At 57.3% G+C, this 14,601-nt stretch carries 17 protein-coding genes; 5 read left to right on the forward strand and 12 right to left on the reverse strand.

Annotated elements, in window-relative coordinates; genetic code table 11:
- Window positions 1-56: 56 nt before the first annotated feature.
- Window positions 57-1,391: an MATE family efflux transporter gene (locus PROAA_RS10340; RefSeq protein ID WP_186411261.1), complete on the reverse strand. Its 1,335-nt coding sequence runs from the start codon at window positions 1,389-1,391 to the stop codon at window positions 57-59.
- A gap of 185 nt (window positions 1,392-1,576) precedes the next feature.
- On the opposite strand from PROAA_RS10340, the gene PROAA_RS10345 reads away from it, so the two are divergent.
- The gene (locus PROAA_RS10345) at window positions 1,577-2,845 is read left to right on the forward strand and encodes an HD-GYP domain-containing protein (RefSeq protein ID WP_186411262.1); all 1,269 of its coding nucleotides are present in this window, start codon (window positions 1,577-1,579) and stop codon (window positions 2,843-2,845) included.
- 25 nt (window positions 2,846-2,870) lie between these two features.
- Here the strand turns inward: PROAA_RS10345 and PROAA_RS10350 are convergent, their stop codons facing one another.
- A complete protein-coding gene (locus PROAA_RS10350) occupies window positions 2,871-3,554 on the reverse strand; it encodes a fumarylacetoacetate hydrolase family protein (protein WP_186411263.1) in 684 nt (227 codons plus the stop codon).
- Between the two features lie 20 nt (window positions 3,555-3,574).
- On the reverse strand, window positions 3,575-4,330 hold the full coding sequence (locus PROAA_RS10355; RefSeq protein WP_186411264.1) for a Nif3-like dinuclear metal center hexameric protein: 756 nt from the start codon (window positions 4,328-4,330) through the stop codon (window positions 3,575-3,577).
- Window positions 4,331-4,375: 45 nt separating this feature from the next.
- Here PROAA_RS10355 and PROAA_RS10360 point away from each other — a divergent pair, with 45 nt between their 5' ends.
- Window positions 4,376-5,551 (forward strand): trypsin-like peptidase domain-containing protein, encoded by a 1,176-nt coding sequence (locus PROAA_RS10360; RefSeq protein WP_186411265.1) that lies wholly within the window; start codon window positions 4,376-4,378, stop codon window positions 5,549-5,551.
- A gap of 5 nt (window positions 5,552-5,556) precedes the next feature.
- Here PROAA_RS10360 and tatC read toward each other — a convergent pair whose 3' ends face one another.
- The 5 genes from tatC to PROAA_RS10385 form a co-directional block, all read right to left on the reverse strand.
- A complete protein-coding gene (gene tatC, locus PROAA_RS10365) occupies window positions 5,557-6,315 on the reverse strand; it encodes a twin-arginine translocase subunit TatC (RefSeq protein ID WP_186411266.1) in 759 nt (252 codons plus the stop codon).
- 7 nt (window positions 6,316-6,322) lie between these two features.
- On the reverse strand, window positions 6,323-6,715 hold the full coding sequence (gene tatB / locus PROAA_RS10370) for a Sec-independent protein translocase protein TatB (protein WP_186411267.1): 393 nt from the start codon (window positions 6,713-6,715) through the stop codon (window positions 6,323-6,325).
- 79 nt (window positions 6,716-6,794) lie between these two features.
- Window positions 6,795-7,028, reverse strand: coding sequence for a Sec-independent protein translocase subunit TatA (gene tatA, locus PROAA_RS10375; protein WP_186411268.1), 234 nt, complete (start codon window positions 7,026-7,028; stop codon window positions 6,795-6,797).
- A gap of 12 nt (window positions 7,029-7,040) precedes the next feature.
- Window positions 7,041-7,391, reverse strand: a complete 351-nt coding sequence (locus PROAA_RS10380; protein WP_186411269.1) for a histidine triad nucleotide-binding protein — start codon at window positions 7,389-7,391, stop codon at window positions 7,041-7,043.
- Between the two features lie 3 nt (window positions 7,392-7,394).
- Window positions 7,395-7,718 (reverse strand): phosphoribosyl-ATP diphosphatase, encoded by a 324-nt coding sequence (locus PROAA_RS10385; protein ID WP_186411270.1) that lies wholly within the window; start codon window positions 7,716-7,718, stop codon window positions 7,395-7,397.
- A 412-nt stretch (window positions 7,719-8,130) separates the two neighbouring features.
- Here PROAA_RS10385 and PROAA_RS10390 point away from each other — a divergent pair, with 412 nt between their 5' ends.
- On the forward strand, window positions 8,131-8,574 hold the full coding sequence (locus PROAA_RS10390; protein ID WP_186411271.1) for an outer membrane lipoprotein: 444 nt from the start codon (window positions 8,131-8,133) through the stop codon (window positions 8,572-8,574).
- A gap of 114 nt (window positions 8,575-8,688) precedes the next feature.
- Here the strand turns inward: PROAA_RS10390 and PROAA_RS10395 are convergent, their stop codons facing one another.
- A complete protein-coding gene (locus PROAA_RS10395) occupies window positions 8,689-9,915 on the reverse strand; it encodes an OmpP1/FadL family transporter (protein ID WP_186411272.1) in 1,227 nt (408 codons plus the stop codon).
- Window positions 9,916-10,278: 363 nt separating this feature from the next.
- On the opposite strand from PROAA_RS10395, the gene PROAA_RS10400 reads away from it, so the two are divergent.
- A complete protein-coding gene (locus tag PROAA_RS10400) occupies window positions 10,279-10,731 on the forward strand; it encodes a hypothetical protein (protein WP_186411273.1) in 453 nt (150 codons plus the stop codon).
- Between the two features lie 86 nt (window positions 10,732-10,817).
- Here PROAA_RS10400 and PROAA_RS10405 read toward each other — a convergent pair whose 3' ends face one another.
- Window positions 10,818-11,393: a hypothetical protein gene (locus PROAA_RS10405; RefSeq protein ID WP_186411274.1), complete on the reverse strand. Its 576-nt coding sequence runs from the start codon at window positions 11,391-11,393 to the stop codon at window positions 10,818-10,820.
- Between the two features lie 445 nt (window positions 11,394-11,838).
- On the opposite strand from PROAA_RS10405, the gene PROAA_RS10410 reads away from it, so the two are divergent.
- Window positions 11,839-12,522 (forward strand): potassium channel family protein, encoded by a 684-nt coding sequence (locus tag PROAA_RS10410; RefSeq protein ID WP_186411275.1) that lies wholly within the window; start codon window positions 11,839-11,841, stop codon window positions 12,520-12,522.
- A gap of 103 nt (window positions 12,523-12,625) precedes the next feature.
- Here the strand turns inward: PROAA_RS10410 and PROAA_RS10415 are convergent, their stop codons facing one another.
- On the reverse strand, window positions 12,626-13,777 hold the full coding sequence (locus tag PROAA_RS10415; RefSeq protein ID WP_186411276.1) for a MalY/PatB family protein: 1,152 nt from the start codon (window positions 13,775-13,777) through the stop codon (window positions 12,626-12,628).
- A gap of 35 nt (window positions 13,778-13,812) precedes the next feature.
- A partial coding sequence (ilvA, locus tag PROAA_RS10420) for a threonine ammonia-lyase, biosynthetic (RefSeq protein WP_186411277.1) occupies window positions 13,813-14,601 on the reverse strand: 789 nt, incomplete at its 5' end.

Consider the following 14,601-nt stretch of genomic DNA (forward strand, 5'->3'; position numbering starts at 1 on the left):
CGACAAGCCAGCGAACGGTTTCCGATATCGCAGCCAACACCAACGGCCTATCGACACTAATCACGCACCAAGCGTACCGCCCGCCACAGCACGCTACCGAGCAACACCGCAGCCAGCACCAGACTGGCCAACGATCCAAGCCAGAAACCGGCAACGCCCATCGGGCTGGCCGTGCGGAAAGCCAGCCACCAGCCGCCGAACAGGCCAACCACCCAGAAGCAGGCGATGTGTATCAGCATCGGCACAAAGGTGATCTTGTAGCCGCGTAGCGAATAGGCCGCAACGGTCTGCAGCGCATCAAACACCTGGTAGATCGCCACGTAGCCAATCAACGACAGTGCCACGAGCCGAACCGCGGGATCGCTGGTATAGGCTTCCACAAGCGGCCGGGCGTACCACCATAAGACAAGGCCAAGAATTGTCGACAAACCGCCTGCGAGCAGCAGGCCGGCGCTGATCGATGCCTCTGCCCGCCGCCAGTCGCGTGCCCCCGCCGCTTGCCCTACCTGCGCCAGTGTGGCAATGGACAACGCCAAGGGCAGCATGTAGCAGATGGCCGCCAGATTGGCGACGACCCGATGCCCGGCAACCACCGTCGCCCCCATCTGCGCGACGAAAAGTGCGATCAACGTGAAGGCCGATATCTCGACAAAGCTGGACAAACCCATGGGCAGCCCGATCCGCAGCAATTCTCGCAACATCCCGAGGCGTGGCCTTTGCCAACTGCCGAGCAGACCATAGGGCGCCAGAAACTTGCCAAACACCATGTAAGCCGCGCTGCAGAACAGCGCGAACCATCCGACCAGGGCATTCGAAACGCCGCAGCCCAGTGCGCCAAGGCCCTCGCCACCAAGCGCTCCGGTCACCAGCAACCAGGCCAAAACGCCATGCAACAGGGTGCTGCCCAGTGAGATCAGCATCAGGGGACGCGGACGGCCAAGCGCGTTGCAAAAAGCGTAAAAGGTGCGATAGAGCAGCGCAGCGGGCATTCCCCACGCCAACATGGCCAGATAGCCGCGCGCTTTGTATTCGAGCTCCGGCTCGATATCCGACAGTGCCAGCAACGCGTCCGGGAAATGCAAGAACAGCACACCCGGAATGGCGAGCAACAGCGCCAGCCAGAAGGCTTGTTGCAAGACGCCGGCGATTTCATCATCGCGCCCCGCACCCTTGAGATGGGCAACCGTCGGCGATACCGACTGCAGGATGCCGGTGAATGCGAAAATCACTGCAATGTATATCCCGCCGCCAACGGCCACAGCGGCAAGATCCTCGGCTCCGTAATGCCCGAGCAACACCGTGTCGATCACCATCATGCCCATCGAAGCGAGCTGGGCAATCAGCATTGGCGCTGCGTGCAGCAGAATCAGCCGGGACTGGTGGATGAACATTGACGGACTCGTTGTAAACAGGGGTTCGGACAGCCTATTCCATTTCTGCTTTGTACGAATGGGTACGTACGAAATTGTCGTGTCCCACGTTTGCGCGAGCGACTTGCGCTGGCTTTCGTGGCAGTATACCCGGCGAAAAGTTGGGGCCGGTTGCACGCCGGCGCTCCTTGAAACACGGAAGCCGCATGCTCGATATCAATCGCATTGTCATCCAACGTCTTGTTCTGGCCTGGCTGATCGTTTCGCTCCTGACCGGGGCAACCATCTACATCGTCGAGTCGAATCGAATTGACAATGCCGTCATCGCATTCGCCTCGACCGAATCGCAGCGCTTTTCCCCTGAAGGCATAGACACCAAAGGCATGACACCGGGCGAGCTGGAGGCCTTGCGACAAAAAGCGCTCGAATTTGCCAGCAAGTACTTTGTGGTGATGAAAGGCTACGACTACGAAGGCAACAAGCTGTTCGACGTCGCCAACCCGGCCTACGCACACATCGCGGCACTACTGCCAAAGTTGAAATTCACCTTTCCAAGAGACGGTGCTCATCACTACAAGAAGCTCGCGATCGATGGTGAAACGGTGGTGCAGATACAGGTGCCGCTGAGAAGCTCGACAGGCAGCGCCGCTGGCTACTTTGAGGGGGTTTTCGTGATCCCCGCCGAAGAACTTGCGCGCCTTGATCGCGACTTGCATCGACTGCTCCTGATTTCGTTGTTGTGCGTCTTGTGTACGTCGCTGCTTCTCTATCCCGTGATCATTACTCTGAGCCGCCGAGTCATCCGTTTTTCCGACCAGGTAACCAAGGGAAACCTGGAAATCGTCACCGTGCTGGGGGCCGCCATTGCCAAGCGCGACTCGAACACCGGCAGCCATAACTACCGCGTGACGCTTTATGCGATTCGCCTGGGCGAAGCTGTCGGCACCGATAAGGTCGATATGCGTGCGCTCATCCTTGGCGCCTTCTTGCACGACGTCGGGAAAATCGGCATTCGGGACGACATCCTGCTCAAACCGACGGAATTGAACGACGAAGAGGTGGCAATCATGCACACCCACGTGCAACTGGGGATCGGCATCATCCAGACGTCCGAGTGGCTTCACGCCACGCACGATGTCATCAAGTATCATCACGAGAAGTACGACGGTAGCGGCTACATGAAAGGGCTGCGCGGCGAGGAAATCCCCCTTGAGGCCCGCATCTTCGCCATTGTCGATGTATTCGACGCGCTGACCTCAAGTCGTCCCTACAAGGACGCCTGGCCGGTTGATGAGGCGCTGGCCCGGCTTTCGAAAGAGGCAGGCTGCCACTTCGACCCGCAACTGGTTTCGGTATTCCGGAACCTTGCTGCCGATCTATACAGACAGTACGGCCATGCGAGTGAAGCCGACCTGCATGCGTCCCTGCGGCAGTTGGTCAAAGACCACTATCGGCAGCTACTCTCGCAACACTAGCCGGTCCTCTTGCAACTAGCCGGCACTAAACCAGCGTGATCTTCAGCTCACCCAGTCCTTCGATACCGCCCTCAAGCACGTCACCGCGCACTACGGTCGAAACGCCTGCCGGTGTCCCGGTGAATATCAGATCGCCCGGCATGAGAGCTATATAGCTGGAGAGATTGGCAATCACTTCAGCGACCTTCCAGGTCATCTGTGACAAGTCGCCGCTCTGCCTTGATTCGCCGTTGACCTTGAGCCAGATGCCCCCCTTTTCCGGATGACCCACCTTGCCGGCGGGCCTAAGAGCGCTGATCGGACCGCCTTGATCAAACCCCTTGCCCATGTCCCAGGGATGCCCTTTGTCCTTGGCTTGATACTGAAGATCCCGCCGGGTCAGATCAAAACCGATGGCGTAGCCAAAGACGCAATCAAGAGCCTGGTCGAGCGGGATATTGGAGCCGCCTTTACCTAGCGCGACGACCAGCTCAACCTCATGCTGAAGATTGTCGGTCATCGGTGGATAGGTTACCTCGCCACCACCGGGAACCAGCGCATCCGCTGGTTTGCTGAAGAAGAACGGCGGCTCGCGGCTGTCGGCGCCCATTTCGGCCGCATGGTCCGCGTAATTGCGCCCGACGCAATAGACGCGACGCACCGGAAAAACATCGGTGCTGCTAGCCACCGGAAGAACGACCTGCGGCGCAGGCGGAAATACATAGCTCATGAGTGCTCCCTAAGAAATGTTCAAACCGGATTATCGATATCGACGAACTCGCACGTCAGGCCAAAGCGTTCTCCCAGGTGTGCCGCCAGGGCCTGCACGCCAAAACGCTCCGTGGCATGGTGTCCGGCAGCGATGTAGGCGACGCCCGACTCACGCGCGAGGTGCACATTCTGCTCGGAAATTTCACCGGACAGATACGCATCGACGCCCTGGTCAATCGCCTGCTCGAAAAGATTTTGCGCCCCTCCCGAACACCAGGCGATGCGGCACACCGGCTGATCGCAGTCATCCCTGCCGGAAATCACTTGAGGTGCACGGCGCAATACCTTGGTGATGGTTTGCGCCAATTCCGTTAACGGCGTCGGCGCCGACAGGCAGCCGCGCCAGCCAATAGCCTGCTCGCCGAAGCGCCCTTCGACAGTCCAGCCAAGTTCTTTTGCCAGTTGCGCATTGTTGCCGAATTCGACATGGCCATCCAGCGGCAAGTGGTAAGCAATCAAGTTGATGTCGTGCATCAGCAGCGCCTGCATGCGCGCCTTGCGAAAACCGGTCACGCGGCCATCTTCGCCCCGCCAGAACCAGCCATGATGCACGAGAATGGCGTCAGCCGCGGATGCAATCGCCGCATCGACCAGTGCCTGACTGGCAGTAACACCGGCAACAATGCGCTGCACCTCGGCACGACCTTCCACTTGCAGGCCGTTTGGGCAATAATCCTTGAAACTTCCCGATTCCAGCAGTTCGTCCAGATAGCGTGTCAATTCTTCACGTTTCATCCGAAACTTCCTTTCTCCGTTGTCTTCTTTCAGATCCGATTTCCCATGCGCAGACTCTGGCTGATTTTTGCACAAACCGTTACGGCAGGTCTTGCCATTCTTTTCGTCGTCAGCACGCTCAAGCCCGAATGGCTGGGCAAACCAATCCACAACGGGACCAGCATTGTCGCCTTGAAGGAATCGTCAACCGGAGGCGAACCGCTCATCGGCACGGGTTCCTACCGTGATGCCGCCAGGAAAGCGCTGCCTTCCATCGTACATATCTTCACCTCGCAGAAGATCAGAATGCCGCGCCACCCACTGATCGACGACCCGATTTTCCGGCACTTTTTTGGCGAACGCCCGGAAGCCGACGGTCAAACCAAATCGGGGCTGGGCTCGGGTGTCATTGTCAGCCCCAGTGGTTACATCCTCACAAATTTTCATGTCGTCGATGGAGCGGACCAGATTGAAGTGGCCATGATCGACGGGCGAAATCTGAATGCCCGCCTGGTCGGCGGCGACCCCGAGTCGGATCTCGCCGTCTTGCAGATCGCACCGGAACATTCACCAGAGCCCAAGTTCCCGGCCATCACCCTCGGCCAGATGGATACCGTTGGCGTCGGCGACGTCGTTCTTGCTATTGGCAATCCCTTCGGGGTTGGGCAGACGGTAACGATGGGGATTGTCTCGGCACTCGGACGTTCGCACTTGGGCATCAATACCTTCGAGAACTTCATCCAGACGGATGCAGCGATCAACCCAGGAAATTCGGGTGGTGCCCTGATCGATAGCCAGGGGAATTTGATTGGCATCAACTCTGCGATCTACTCGCGCTCTGGCGGCTCGCTCGGCATCGGTTTCGCCATCCCGATATCTACCGCCAAAAACGTAATGGAGCAAATCATCCAGACCGGAACCGTGACGCGCGGCTGGATTGGTGTCGAAGTGCAGCAGATCACTCAGGAACTCGCCGAGTCCTTTGGTCTCCCCAGCATTGAAGGCGCACTTATCGCTGGTGTTCAGCGTGGCAGTCCCGCGGACGCAGGCGGCATCAAGCCGGGCGATATCCTGTTGGTGGTGGATGGAAAGTCCGTCAAGGATCCGCAGGCCATGCTTGACCTGATAGCCGCGCAAAAACCAGGCAATCTGGTGCCGTTCAAACTACGTCGTCAGAAAACGCTTTTCGACACGTCCATCCGTATCGGAATACGGCCGCAACTCAAGCGTGAGCGCGAATGAACACGTCAGCCTTTGTCCGAACTCTGCCCAGAGCCTGACAATTCAACGTCCGGCGGGCTGATGAAACGCGCCATCAGCAACCCAAGCTCAAAGAGCAGACACAGCGGAATGGCGAGCATAAGCTGCGAAATCACGTCGGGCGGCGTAAAGACGGCAGCGACCACGAATGCTCCGACAATCACATACGGACGCCATTCCTTTAGGGTGACCAGTGGCACGATGCGCATCCGGACGAGGACGATGACTACTATCGGCACCTCGAAAGTGACGCCGAACGCAATAAAGGTAGTCATCACGAAGGACAGATACTTTTCGATATCCGTCATCCAGGCGACGCCCTCCGGCGCGACCTTGGCCATGAAGCCAAACACCGTCGGAAACACCAGGAAGTACGCAAATGACATTCCGACGAAGAACAACACGACGCTCGCTGCGACAAGCGGCAACGCCAGCCTTTTCTCGTGAGAATACAGGCCGGGCGCAACGAACGCCCAGACTTGATAGAGAACGTAAGGCAAGGCGATGAGAAAGGCGACCATCAGAGCCACCTTCATCGGTACCAGAAAGACGCCGACGACGTCGGTCGCTATCATCTGCCCGCCTTGCGGCAACGATGCCAGAAGCGGCTGCGCGAGAAGCGCATACAGCTCCTTCGCCCACGGGAACAGGCAGACAAAAACGAGCCCGACAGCGAGCAGCACCCGAATCAGGCGGTCGCGCAACTCGAAGAGATGTGAGAGAAAGGAGTCTTCCGACGGGCTCATGCGTCGTTCACGTTTTCTGGGCGGGACGGGCAGGCTCGCCGTCGGCAAGCGGCGGGACTGGCTGCGTCCCGGTATCGTTCTCGCTGCGTGTCCCCGTCGGCGAAAACTCCTGTGTGATATTCCGCGCCGTCTCGCTGACGGATTGCTCGACCGACCTCATCTCGCCGGTGATACTACGTTGCAGATCCTGCGCCGAATCCTGAACCTCGGCGCGCAGCTTCTTCAGTTCGTCGAGTTTCATCTCGCGACTGATATCGGATTTGACGTCACTGACGTACCGCTGCATGCGCCCGAGCAAATGCCCAACCGTACGTGCCACTTTCGGCAGGCGTTCAGGACCGATAACCACCAGTGCAACGATGCCGATAATCAACAGCTCGGAAAATGCAATGTCGAACATTTAGCAGGAGCGCCGCGCAATCAACAGTCAGGCATGCACGGCGGAAAAGCGATGGAAGGACTGCGATCGATGCTCCGACTCACGATTTGGTCTTTTCCTTAACCTCGCCCTCGACGGTCTGTCCGCCGTTGACCTGCGGTGGCGGAGTCGCATCGGCCGGGTTGTTCTCTGCCGAAGCGTCCTTCATACCCTCTTTGAAGCCCTTCACGGCGCCACCGAGATCCGTGCCAATATTGCGCAGTTTCTTGGTGCCGAATACGAGCATAACGATGACCAGAACGATCAGCCAATGCCAGATACTGAAAGTGCCCATGATTGATCTCCTCTAAACGCGTTTGAGCATCGGCCCGACCGGGTCGGGACCGCCAACGACATGCGCATGCAGGTGCTGCACTTCCTGATGCCCGATGCGGCCCGTGTTGATGATGACACGAAAGCCGTCCGGGCTGCCGTTTTCGGTAGCCAACTGGTTGGCGACAGCGAGAATCCTGCCAAGAACCGGGGTATCCGCTTCTGTCACCGTCGCCAGCGAAGTAATGTGGCGCCGAGGAATAACCAGAAGGTGTACCGGACGCGCTGGATTGATATCGTGGAATGCAAAGACATCATCGTCTTCGTACACCTTGCGAGAAGGGATATCGCCGCGCGCAATCTTGCAGAACAGGCAGTTATCCATGATCTAGCGGGCCCGAGAGTTCTTTTCGTCGATCCCGGAAATCCCTTCGCGACGCCGCAATTCCTGGGAAACATCTTCTATGCTCATATCGAAATGGGCGAGCAGAACAAGGACGTGGAAAATCAGGTCGGCAGATTCCCTGACGATATTCAGTCGCTTGCCATCCTTGGTGGCAATGATCAGCTCAGCACTTTCCTCGCCAATCTTTTTCAGAATCGAGTCGGGGCCTCCGGCAAACAGCTTGGCGGCGTAGGATTTTTCCGGATCAGCGTGACGTCGCGCAGCGAGCGTCTCGGAAAGACGGTAGAGAATGTCGTGAGTAGTCATTTTTGTATATTCTCCTTGGGGTCTTTACATTTCTCTGTAGCGTGGGAAACTGGATGCTCTTTCTAGATCGACTCCTGTGCAGCAACTCAGGAGCAATTTGCAATCGCCATTCTACATCAGCCGAAGTTTGATTCGAGCCCACAGCTAGCCCTGGCACCCCAGGCAGTCTGATATAGCTTGCCCCATAGTGACCCGAATGGTACTTTCTGGACATCTGCTGCAACCAGCAGCCGGAGTGCCGTCGAGCGTTCCATAGCTCATGGATGCGAACGGAAATCCACTTGCTGGATTGTTTGTCAGGTGTAACCGGTCGGTTGCGCTGCCGTTTTCTGGAATGCTCGAATCGTGGCTCTGAAGCTCCTTCCAGTCATCGTATTGCCGCAAACGACCACCGACCCATTACGGAGGGCTTATGTTCAACAAATTTGCATCCTATCTTTCGGCATTGGCACTGGCAGTCATGCTTACCGCTTGCGCGACCCCCGGACAACAACCCGGTGAAATGGACATCCGGACAGGCATCATCGAACAGATTAACCCGGTTCAGTTGCAGAGCAGTCATCATGCAGGGGTCGGCGCCGTTGTTGGCGGCATTGCCGGCCTTGGGCTTGGCAGTCTGATCGGCGCCGGAACCGGCCGCGATGTCGCCATGGTACTCGGCACTGTTGGCGGCGCGTTCGCCGGCAACGAAATCCAGAAGAAATACGACCAGCCTGTACCGGGCCAGCAGATCATCGTACGCACGACCAACGGGGTACTGATATCGGTGACGCAAGCGACCAATCCGAACCTGTTCAAAGGTCAGCGTGTGTATGTCGAAGGTAACGGCGACGGCGCTCGAGTCGTCCCACGTTGATCGTTAAAACGTAATCAAGCCCAAGTTCCGGGTCTTTATTAAGACCCGGGGCTGGACTCGGCATGCCAAATCGTCACGCCCGGACTGGGGGAAGCGGTTGGGTTAGAAAACTCCTCAGAACCGATACGTGTAATTTGCCGACATAAAGATAATATACGGATTGTCGTACTTACCGCCGATGACTGTACTCGGATCCGAACTACTGCCCGAGGTAACGTACTCCGCTGCAAAGCCAATATCAGACTTCGCCGACAGTGCATGCTGGACGCCCGCACCGAAACGCCAAGTATCTGCATTAGGAATCAAGAACGAGGTGTTGTGCTGTTTCTTGTACATGCTGGTATCGTAAGCAATACCGGTATTGATCCTGGTCTGCTCGTTCAGCGTGTACTGCATTCCGTAGGCGATGTGCCAGGTATCCTGGAATCCGATCGTATTGGGCACTGTTGCGCCGCCGACTGTCACCGTGTTGTCGCCGAACTTGCTCCAATCCTGCCAGCCAATGTTACCCATCATTGCCCAGCGATCGCTGAGCCGCTGATAGACACTGCCCATGATCTGTTGCGGCATATAAGTATCTGCGCCAAATGGCAGGCGATGCGTGCGTGTCACATTGGAGATAGGGTGAGTCACGGTTACCGCAGTATCCACATTGAAGTTCAGATCGGCCTGGCTGTTATAAACCAACCCGATGCGGGTCGACTTGGACGGCTCGTAGAGCACGCCAAAACGTCCGGAATACGCCCAGTCGCTATCAGTCTGCTTGCGTTTCGTGCCGGCACCCACGCCAACTGCCTGCACGCGCTGCAGCATCATGTAGCCGTAATTGGCCTGTAAACCGGCGCCCAGTGACCACTTCTCGTTGACACGATAGGCAATGGTCGGCTGAATCGTCGCGGCGATGAGCGCCGTTTCGTCAACCACATTGCGGCCTGCCCAACTGCTGCCGAAATCTTCACCCAGCCCGTAATTGCTGTAAACACCAACGCCGAGCTTGAGCCGCTCATCAATGCTGTGGCTGTAGAACAAGCTGCCGCCAGGTAACCAGCCGACGACATTGCCGGGGTTGCTTCCTTCCAGGCGGCTCGACGGATTGAGCTTGTACTCGGCGTTGCCGTACAGCGCCTGCACACCGACCGTCAGTTGATTGCCGGGAAGACGCGTCATCCCGGCCGGATTCGCATATACGGTGGATGCGTCCTCTGCGCGTGCAGCCGTGCCGGCTGCGGCAAAGCCAAGATCCGAGGTGCCCAATTCATAGAGGTAGAGACCGCCGGCTTGTGAAGCAAGCGGCCAGGAAACGGCAAGTGCGATTATCGTTTTGCGAAATATTGTAGTCATTTTCCGGGTTACCTCTACGAATCACGTCTTTGAAAGAATTGCGCCCGACTGGCATCCGGTTCAGGAACCGGCGCGCTTAGGTCCGGATTATCCAACAAAATCGCCACGTTTTGTTTGGCGTAGCAGGCAGTCAAGGCAAAACTCATCATTAACTGTTGTATTTAGGGCAATACACGCAAGTCAAGAGATCGAGAAACTTGGATCGACCATTAAAATACCGTTTGGTATTGACGGTTGGAATTGATTTCAAGGGAACAGGCGTTCTTGAGCGCATTCTTTGGCGAAACACTAATATTTGGGCTGGGGAGCAACTCAGACACGATTGGAAGCATCTTGATCATTCGGAACAAAGGGAAAAACATCATGAGGAATACGCCTACGGCATCACAACAGAAGCAGATAGTGGGGCTGGCAGTCGCGGTGATTTCTGGTGCCGCGGTGTTGTTGTCGAACAGCGCGTTCGGCGCAGAACCGCCTGTCGCCACATCGCAGGACGCAATCGCTGCGAGCGCTACTCAGGCTCAACTGATCGGGCGCTGGAGGCGGGCCGATGGCGGCTACATCATCGAAGTGCGCCACGCTTCGACCGATGGCAAACTGGACGCCGACTACTACAATCCGCGACCGATCCACGTCGCGCGAGCCGAATGGACGAACAAGAATGGCAAGCTTCAGGTGTATATCGAACTTCGCGATATCAATTACCCCGGCTCAAACTACGCCTTGCAATATGACCTGGACAGCAAGCGATTGGCAGGCAACTACTATCAGGCTGTACAAGGCACGAATTTCAAGGTTGAATTCGTTCGCCAGTAGAAGCGCGGGGTTCCCGCTGATTCCCCTCACGCAACAGGGCATGCAGTCGAGCGGGATGCAAATGAATCCCGCCCGCTGGAAAAGTCTTAACGTGTGGCGGGCATTACGACAATAGCCAGTGCTTCGATATAGGTTCCCTCGACCTGATCGCCTTTCTTGATCTCGGCAAGAACCTGCGGATCCTGCACCTTCAGGTCGACTACCCTGCCTTTGGCACCCTTGAGAGTAACCAGCCCTGTCTTGGCATCAACCCCAATGACATCGGCGACAAAGGTGATCTCTCGCCCGACTACGCCAGCCGGCTTCTCGCCAGGCGCGGCACGTTTGGCATCGGCCATTTCCGTGGTAACGCGGATGCCAGCGCTTTTCTTCAGCTTCATTGCGAGCGCCTGCGTGAATTCGGTGACAACGACGTCACCCGGCTTGATCTGGGCGAAATTTTGCACGGCATCGCCCGCCGTCACATCGAACACCTTGCCAGCAGAACTCTTCAGGGTTACCACCCTGGTCTTCCGGTCAATTGCGACAACCTTGGCTTCGCTCTTGACTGTCTCGCTGACCATGACTGCCGGCACCGAGGTCTCGGCGGGTGGCGTTGCTGCAAGAGCTGCCTCGCTGAGAAAGTACGTGGCAAGGAATATTGCGGCAATGGTTCTTTTCATCTGGGTAACTCCTGTCGGAAAAAGCGTGGCACTAAGACGCCAAGGGATGCAGGCCTCGGCTCCATCCTCAGCCTGATGGTACATTCTGCGATGATGACCAAGGCCGCGCAAGTCAGGCAGTGTATGACAGAAAACGTGGGATGTGAAGCAACGCCAACGCCCTGTTTTTCTCCTTGCCAGCAGCATTGCATCTTCGTTACATTGTCCGAGTTGCGGTCAAGCGCGAGGTGATCCTTGGGCCAGTTTGGGCGGAATGGCCAGGCTCCAATGGTGACCAGGAATCTTGGTTTGGTCTAATCAGTGAAACAGAAAAGAAAGATGAATACGAGGCTTCGTTGTCAACCAAGGAGTGGGCATCGGAACGCGCGAACCACGAGACCACCAAGCCACTGTGCGCAAACGACGCGCCGGGTATTGCCGGTCCATCCACGGAGGCATTAGAAGAGTGACTCCCAGCATTCATCGCACTCTACGGCGTGCCTTCAGCTACTGGTTTGGCCACCGGTATACCATTTTGTTCTACAGCCTGCTGTTTACCCTGCTCGCTGCCCCTTTTATCACGCTGGCGCGTTTCCATAGCAATCTACTGCTCGGCATCCTGCTGTCAGCCAACCTCGCGACAGCGCTGGCTGGCTTCAAGAGCCGTCACATATCACACGTGCTGCTGGTGTTTTTCTCGGTCATGATCTCCATTCGATTAGCGGCCGGATCAGCAGATATGCAAGGACTGACGACAGGAGCCACGATCGCGACAGTCCTCCTGGGCTTCTTTGCAGCGGCTGAAGCCGTACGTGTCGCCATGAGTTCGAAGAAGATCAGCAAGGAGCATCTGTACGCGGCATTGGGCGCCTATTTGCTGTTCGGATTTGTTTTCGGTGTTCTCCATTTTGCGATTGCAGAGGGATGGCCCGGCGCTTACGGTGTGCCGGCGGGTGAACAGTTCACTCTGCATTCTGGAGTCTATTTCAGCTTTGTGACTCAGACCACACTTGGCTATGGCGACATATTTCCAATAATCGAGATTGCGCGTGCGCTTTCGGTCGTGCAAGCCATCATCGGCCAACTCTATCTAGCGGTCATGGTCGCTCGCCTAGTCAGCCTTTATGTGATGAACCCCGACGATGTTTAGTCGCGGTCTATCTGGATGAATGTGGTACGACTGAATGGACGCAGACCGGTTGCATTATTCATCGACAGCCCGCAGCGACGAGTTGCCGGGAGTACGGCTCTCCTCATGGCAGGCGAGCGGAACAGGCCATCTTGATTCGATCAAGCGCCGAATCAAGATGGCCTCCGGCGCAGCCAAAATTGAGCCGCACCCAGCCCGGCAAACCGAAATCGCTGCCGTTGGAAAGCCCGACTCCCGCCGCTTCAAAAAATGCCGCTGGATCGGCTACCCCAAGACTGCGCGCATCGATCCACGCCAGATAGGTCGCTTCGACATGTGCCATGGATAGCCCGGGGATAGCGGATACCGCCGTTTCGACCCGCTCGCGGTTGCGGCGAAGCACATTGATCAACGCCGCGCGCCATTGTTCACAGTCACGATAGGCCGCCTCGGCGGCCGTCAGGCCGAGAACATTCACGTCGGGTACGATGCCGCGCATCACTCCGGTAAAACGGCGGCGAAGAGCCGCATCGGCAATCACTGCAAACGCGCACCCGAGACCAGGAATATTGTAGGTCTTCGACGGTGCCATCAGCGTGATGCAACGGCGGGCAATCTCTGCATCGATCATCGCCAGCGGGGTATGCTGACGACCCTCATCAAGAATCAGGTCGCAGTGTATTTCATCGGAACAAACGATCAGATCGTGGCGCTGGCAAAACCCCGCCAGATCCGACAATTCATCCTGGCCCCAGGCGCGACCGACCGGATTATGCGGATGACAAAGCAGGAGAAGCCGGGTATCGGGCGCAAGCGCCGCTTCCATCGCACCAAAATCCCAACCCCAGCAACCCTCGGACAGACGCAAGGGCGCACGCATCAGCTCTCTCCCGGACAAACGGGGTGCCGAAAGAAAAGGAGGATAGACCGGTGTCGCCGTCAGGACACTCCCGTCCACCGTGCGACAGGCCAGATTCAGCCCCGTAACCAGCCCCGGTAGCCAGACCAGCCATTCCGGATCGATGGTCCAGACATACTTGCGCTGCAGGTAGTCGAGTACCGAGTCAACCAGCGACGGCCAGGGTTCCGCATAACCGAGGCAGCCGTGGGCTATTCTTCTTTCGAGCGCTGCCAGGAGAGCCGGAGGCGCGGCAAAATCCATATCCGCCACCCATAACGGCAGCACATCGCGGCCGGCATACTTGTTCCACTTGAGCGAATCGCCGCCACGGCGGTCGATCGGTCGATCAAAGTCAAAAAGCGGCGTCGAATTCATGCAGGAGCTGCCTTTTCATACGGGGAGGATCTGAATCAGGCCAGAAAGAGCTTGTACGCCGGATTGTCAGTTTCATCCCAGTGAGCATACCCCAGGTTTTTCAGGAATTTCCTGAACTCGCCCATTTCGCCTGGCGGAACCTGCATGCCGACCAGTACGCGCCCGTAATCGGCGCCGTGGTTGCGATAGTGAAACAGGCTGATGTTCCAGCCGGAACTCATCCGGTTCAGGAAGTTCATCAGTGCGCCAGGACGTTCGGGAAATTCAAAACGATAGACCATCTCGTGCCCGGCCTGTGGCGAGTGACCGCCCACCAGATGACGGATGTGCGACTTGGCCATCTCATCGTCGGTCAGATCGAGCGTTGCGTAACCATGCTTGCGCAGTTGATCGACGAGCTTCAGAGACTCTGCGCGCGAGCCAACCTGCACCCCGACAAATACGTGCGCTTCCTTGTGGTCGTTGAAGCGGTAATTGAATTCGGTAATGTTGCGCGCACCGATCAACGACAGGAATTCCCTGTAAGCGCCGGGCTTCTCGGGCAGGCTAACGGCCAGAACCGCCTCGCGTTGCTCGCCGACCTCGGCACGTTCGGTAACGAAACGCAGGCGGTCAAAGTTCATATTGGCGCCAGATGCGACGGCCACCAGCGTCTTGTCTTTCAGCTTGTTGCGCTCGGCATATTGCTTGGCGCCCGCCACAGCGAGAGCACCAGCGGGTTCGAGCACAGCGCGTGTATCCTCGAAGACGTCCTTGATCGCCGCACAGATGGCATCGGTGTTTACCAGCACCATTTCGTCGACATACAGCTTGCAGAGTCGAAA

This window comes from Candidatus Propionivibrio aalborgensis (genome assembly GCF_900089945.1).
Taxonomy (GTDB): Bacteria; Pseudomonadota; Gammaproteobacteria; order Burkholderiales; family Rhodocyclaceae; genus Propionivibrio; species Propionivibrio aalborgensis.

Bases quoted from the DNA above. Each gene is read 5' to 3' on its own strand.
- PROAA_RS10390 (WP_186411271.1), top strand. From the start codon at position 8,131: ATGTTCAACAAATTTGCATCCTATCTTTCGGCATTGGCACTGGCAGTC.
- PROAA_RS10405 (WP_186411274.1), bottom strand. From the start codon at position 11,393: ATGAAAAGAACCATTGCCGCAATATTCCTTGCCACGTACTTTCTCAGC.
- PROAA_RS10345 (WP_186411262.1), top strand. From the start codon at position 1,577: ATGCTCGATATCAATCGCATTGTCATCCAACGTCTTGTTCTGGCCTGG.
- PROAA_RS10415 (WP_186411276.1), bottom strand. From the start codon at position 13,777: ATGAATTCGACGCCGCTTTTTGACTTTGATCGACCGATCGACCGCCGT.
- PROAA_RS10395 (WP_186411272.1), bottom strand. From the start codon at position 9,915: ATGACTACAATATTTCGCAAAACGATAATCGCACTTGCCGTTTCCTGG.
- PROAA_RS10355 (WP_186411264.1), bottom strand. From the start codon at position 4,330: ATGAAACGTGAAGAATTGACACGCTATCTGGACGAACTGCTGGAATCG.
- tatC (WP_186411266.1), bottom strand. From the start codon at position 6,315: ATGAGCCCGTCGGAAGACTCCTTTCTCTCACATCTCTTCGAGTTGCGC.
- PROAA_RS10340 (WP_186411261.1), bottom strand. From the start codon at position 1,391: ATGTTCATCCACCAGTCCCGGCTGATTCTGCTGCACGCAGCGCCAATG.
- PROAA_RS10360 (WP_186411265.1), top strand. From the start codon at position 4,376: ATGCGCAGACTCTGGCTGATTTTTGCACAAACCGTTACGGCAGGTCTT.
- PROAA_RS10380 (WP_186411269.1), bottom strand. From the start codon at position 7,391: ATGGATAACTGCCTGTTCTGCAAGATTGCGCGCGGCGATATCCCTTCT.
- PROAA_RS10385 (WP_186411270.1), bottom strand. From the start codon at position 7,718: ATGACTACTCACGACATTCTCTACCGTCTTTCCGAGACGCTCGCTGCG.
- PROAA_RS10350 (WP_186411263.1), bottom strand. From the start codon at position 3,554: ATGAGCTATGTATTTCCGCCTGCGCCGCAGGTCGTTCTTCCGGTGGCT.
- PROAA_RS10400 (WP_186411273.1), top strand. From the start codon at position 10,279: ATGAGGAATACGCCTACGGCATCACAACAGAAGCAGATAGTGGGGCTG.
- tatA (WP_186411268.1), bottom strand. From the start codon at position 7,028: ATGGGCACTTTCAGTATCTGGCATTGGCTGATCGTTCTGGTCATCGTT.
- tatB (WP_186411267.1), bottom strand. From the start codon at position 6,715: ATGTTCGACATTGCATTTTCCGAGCTGTTGATTATCGGCATCGTTGCA.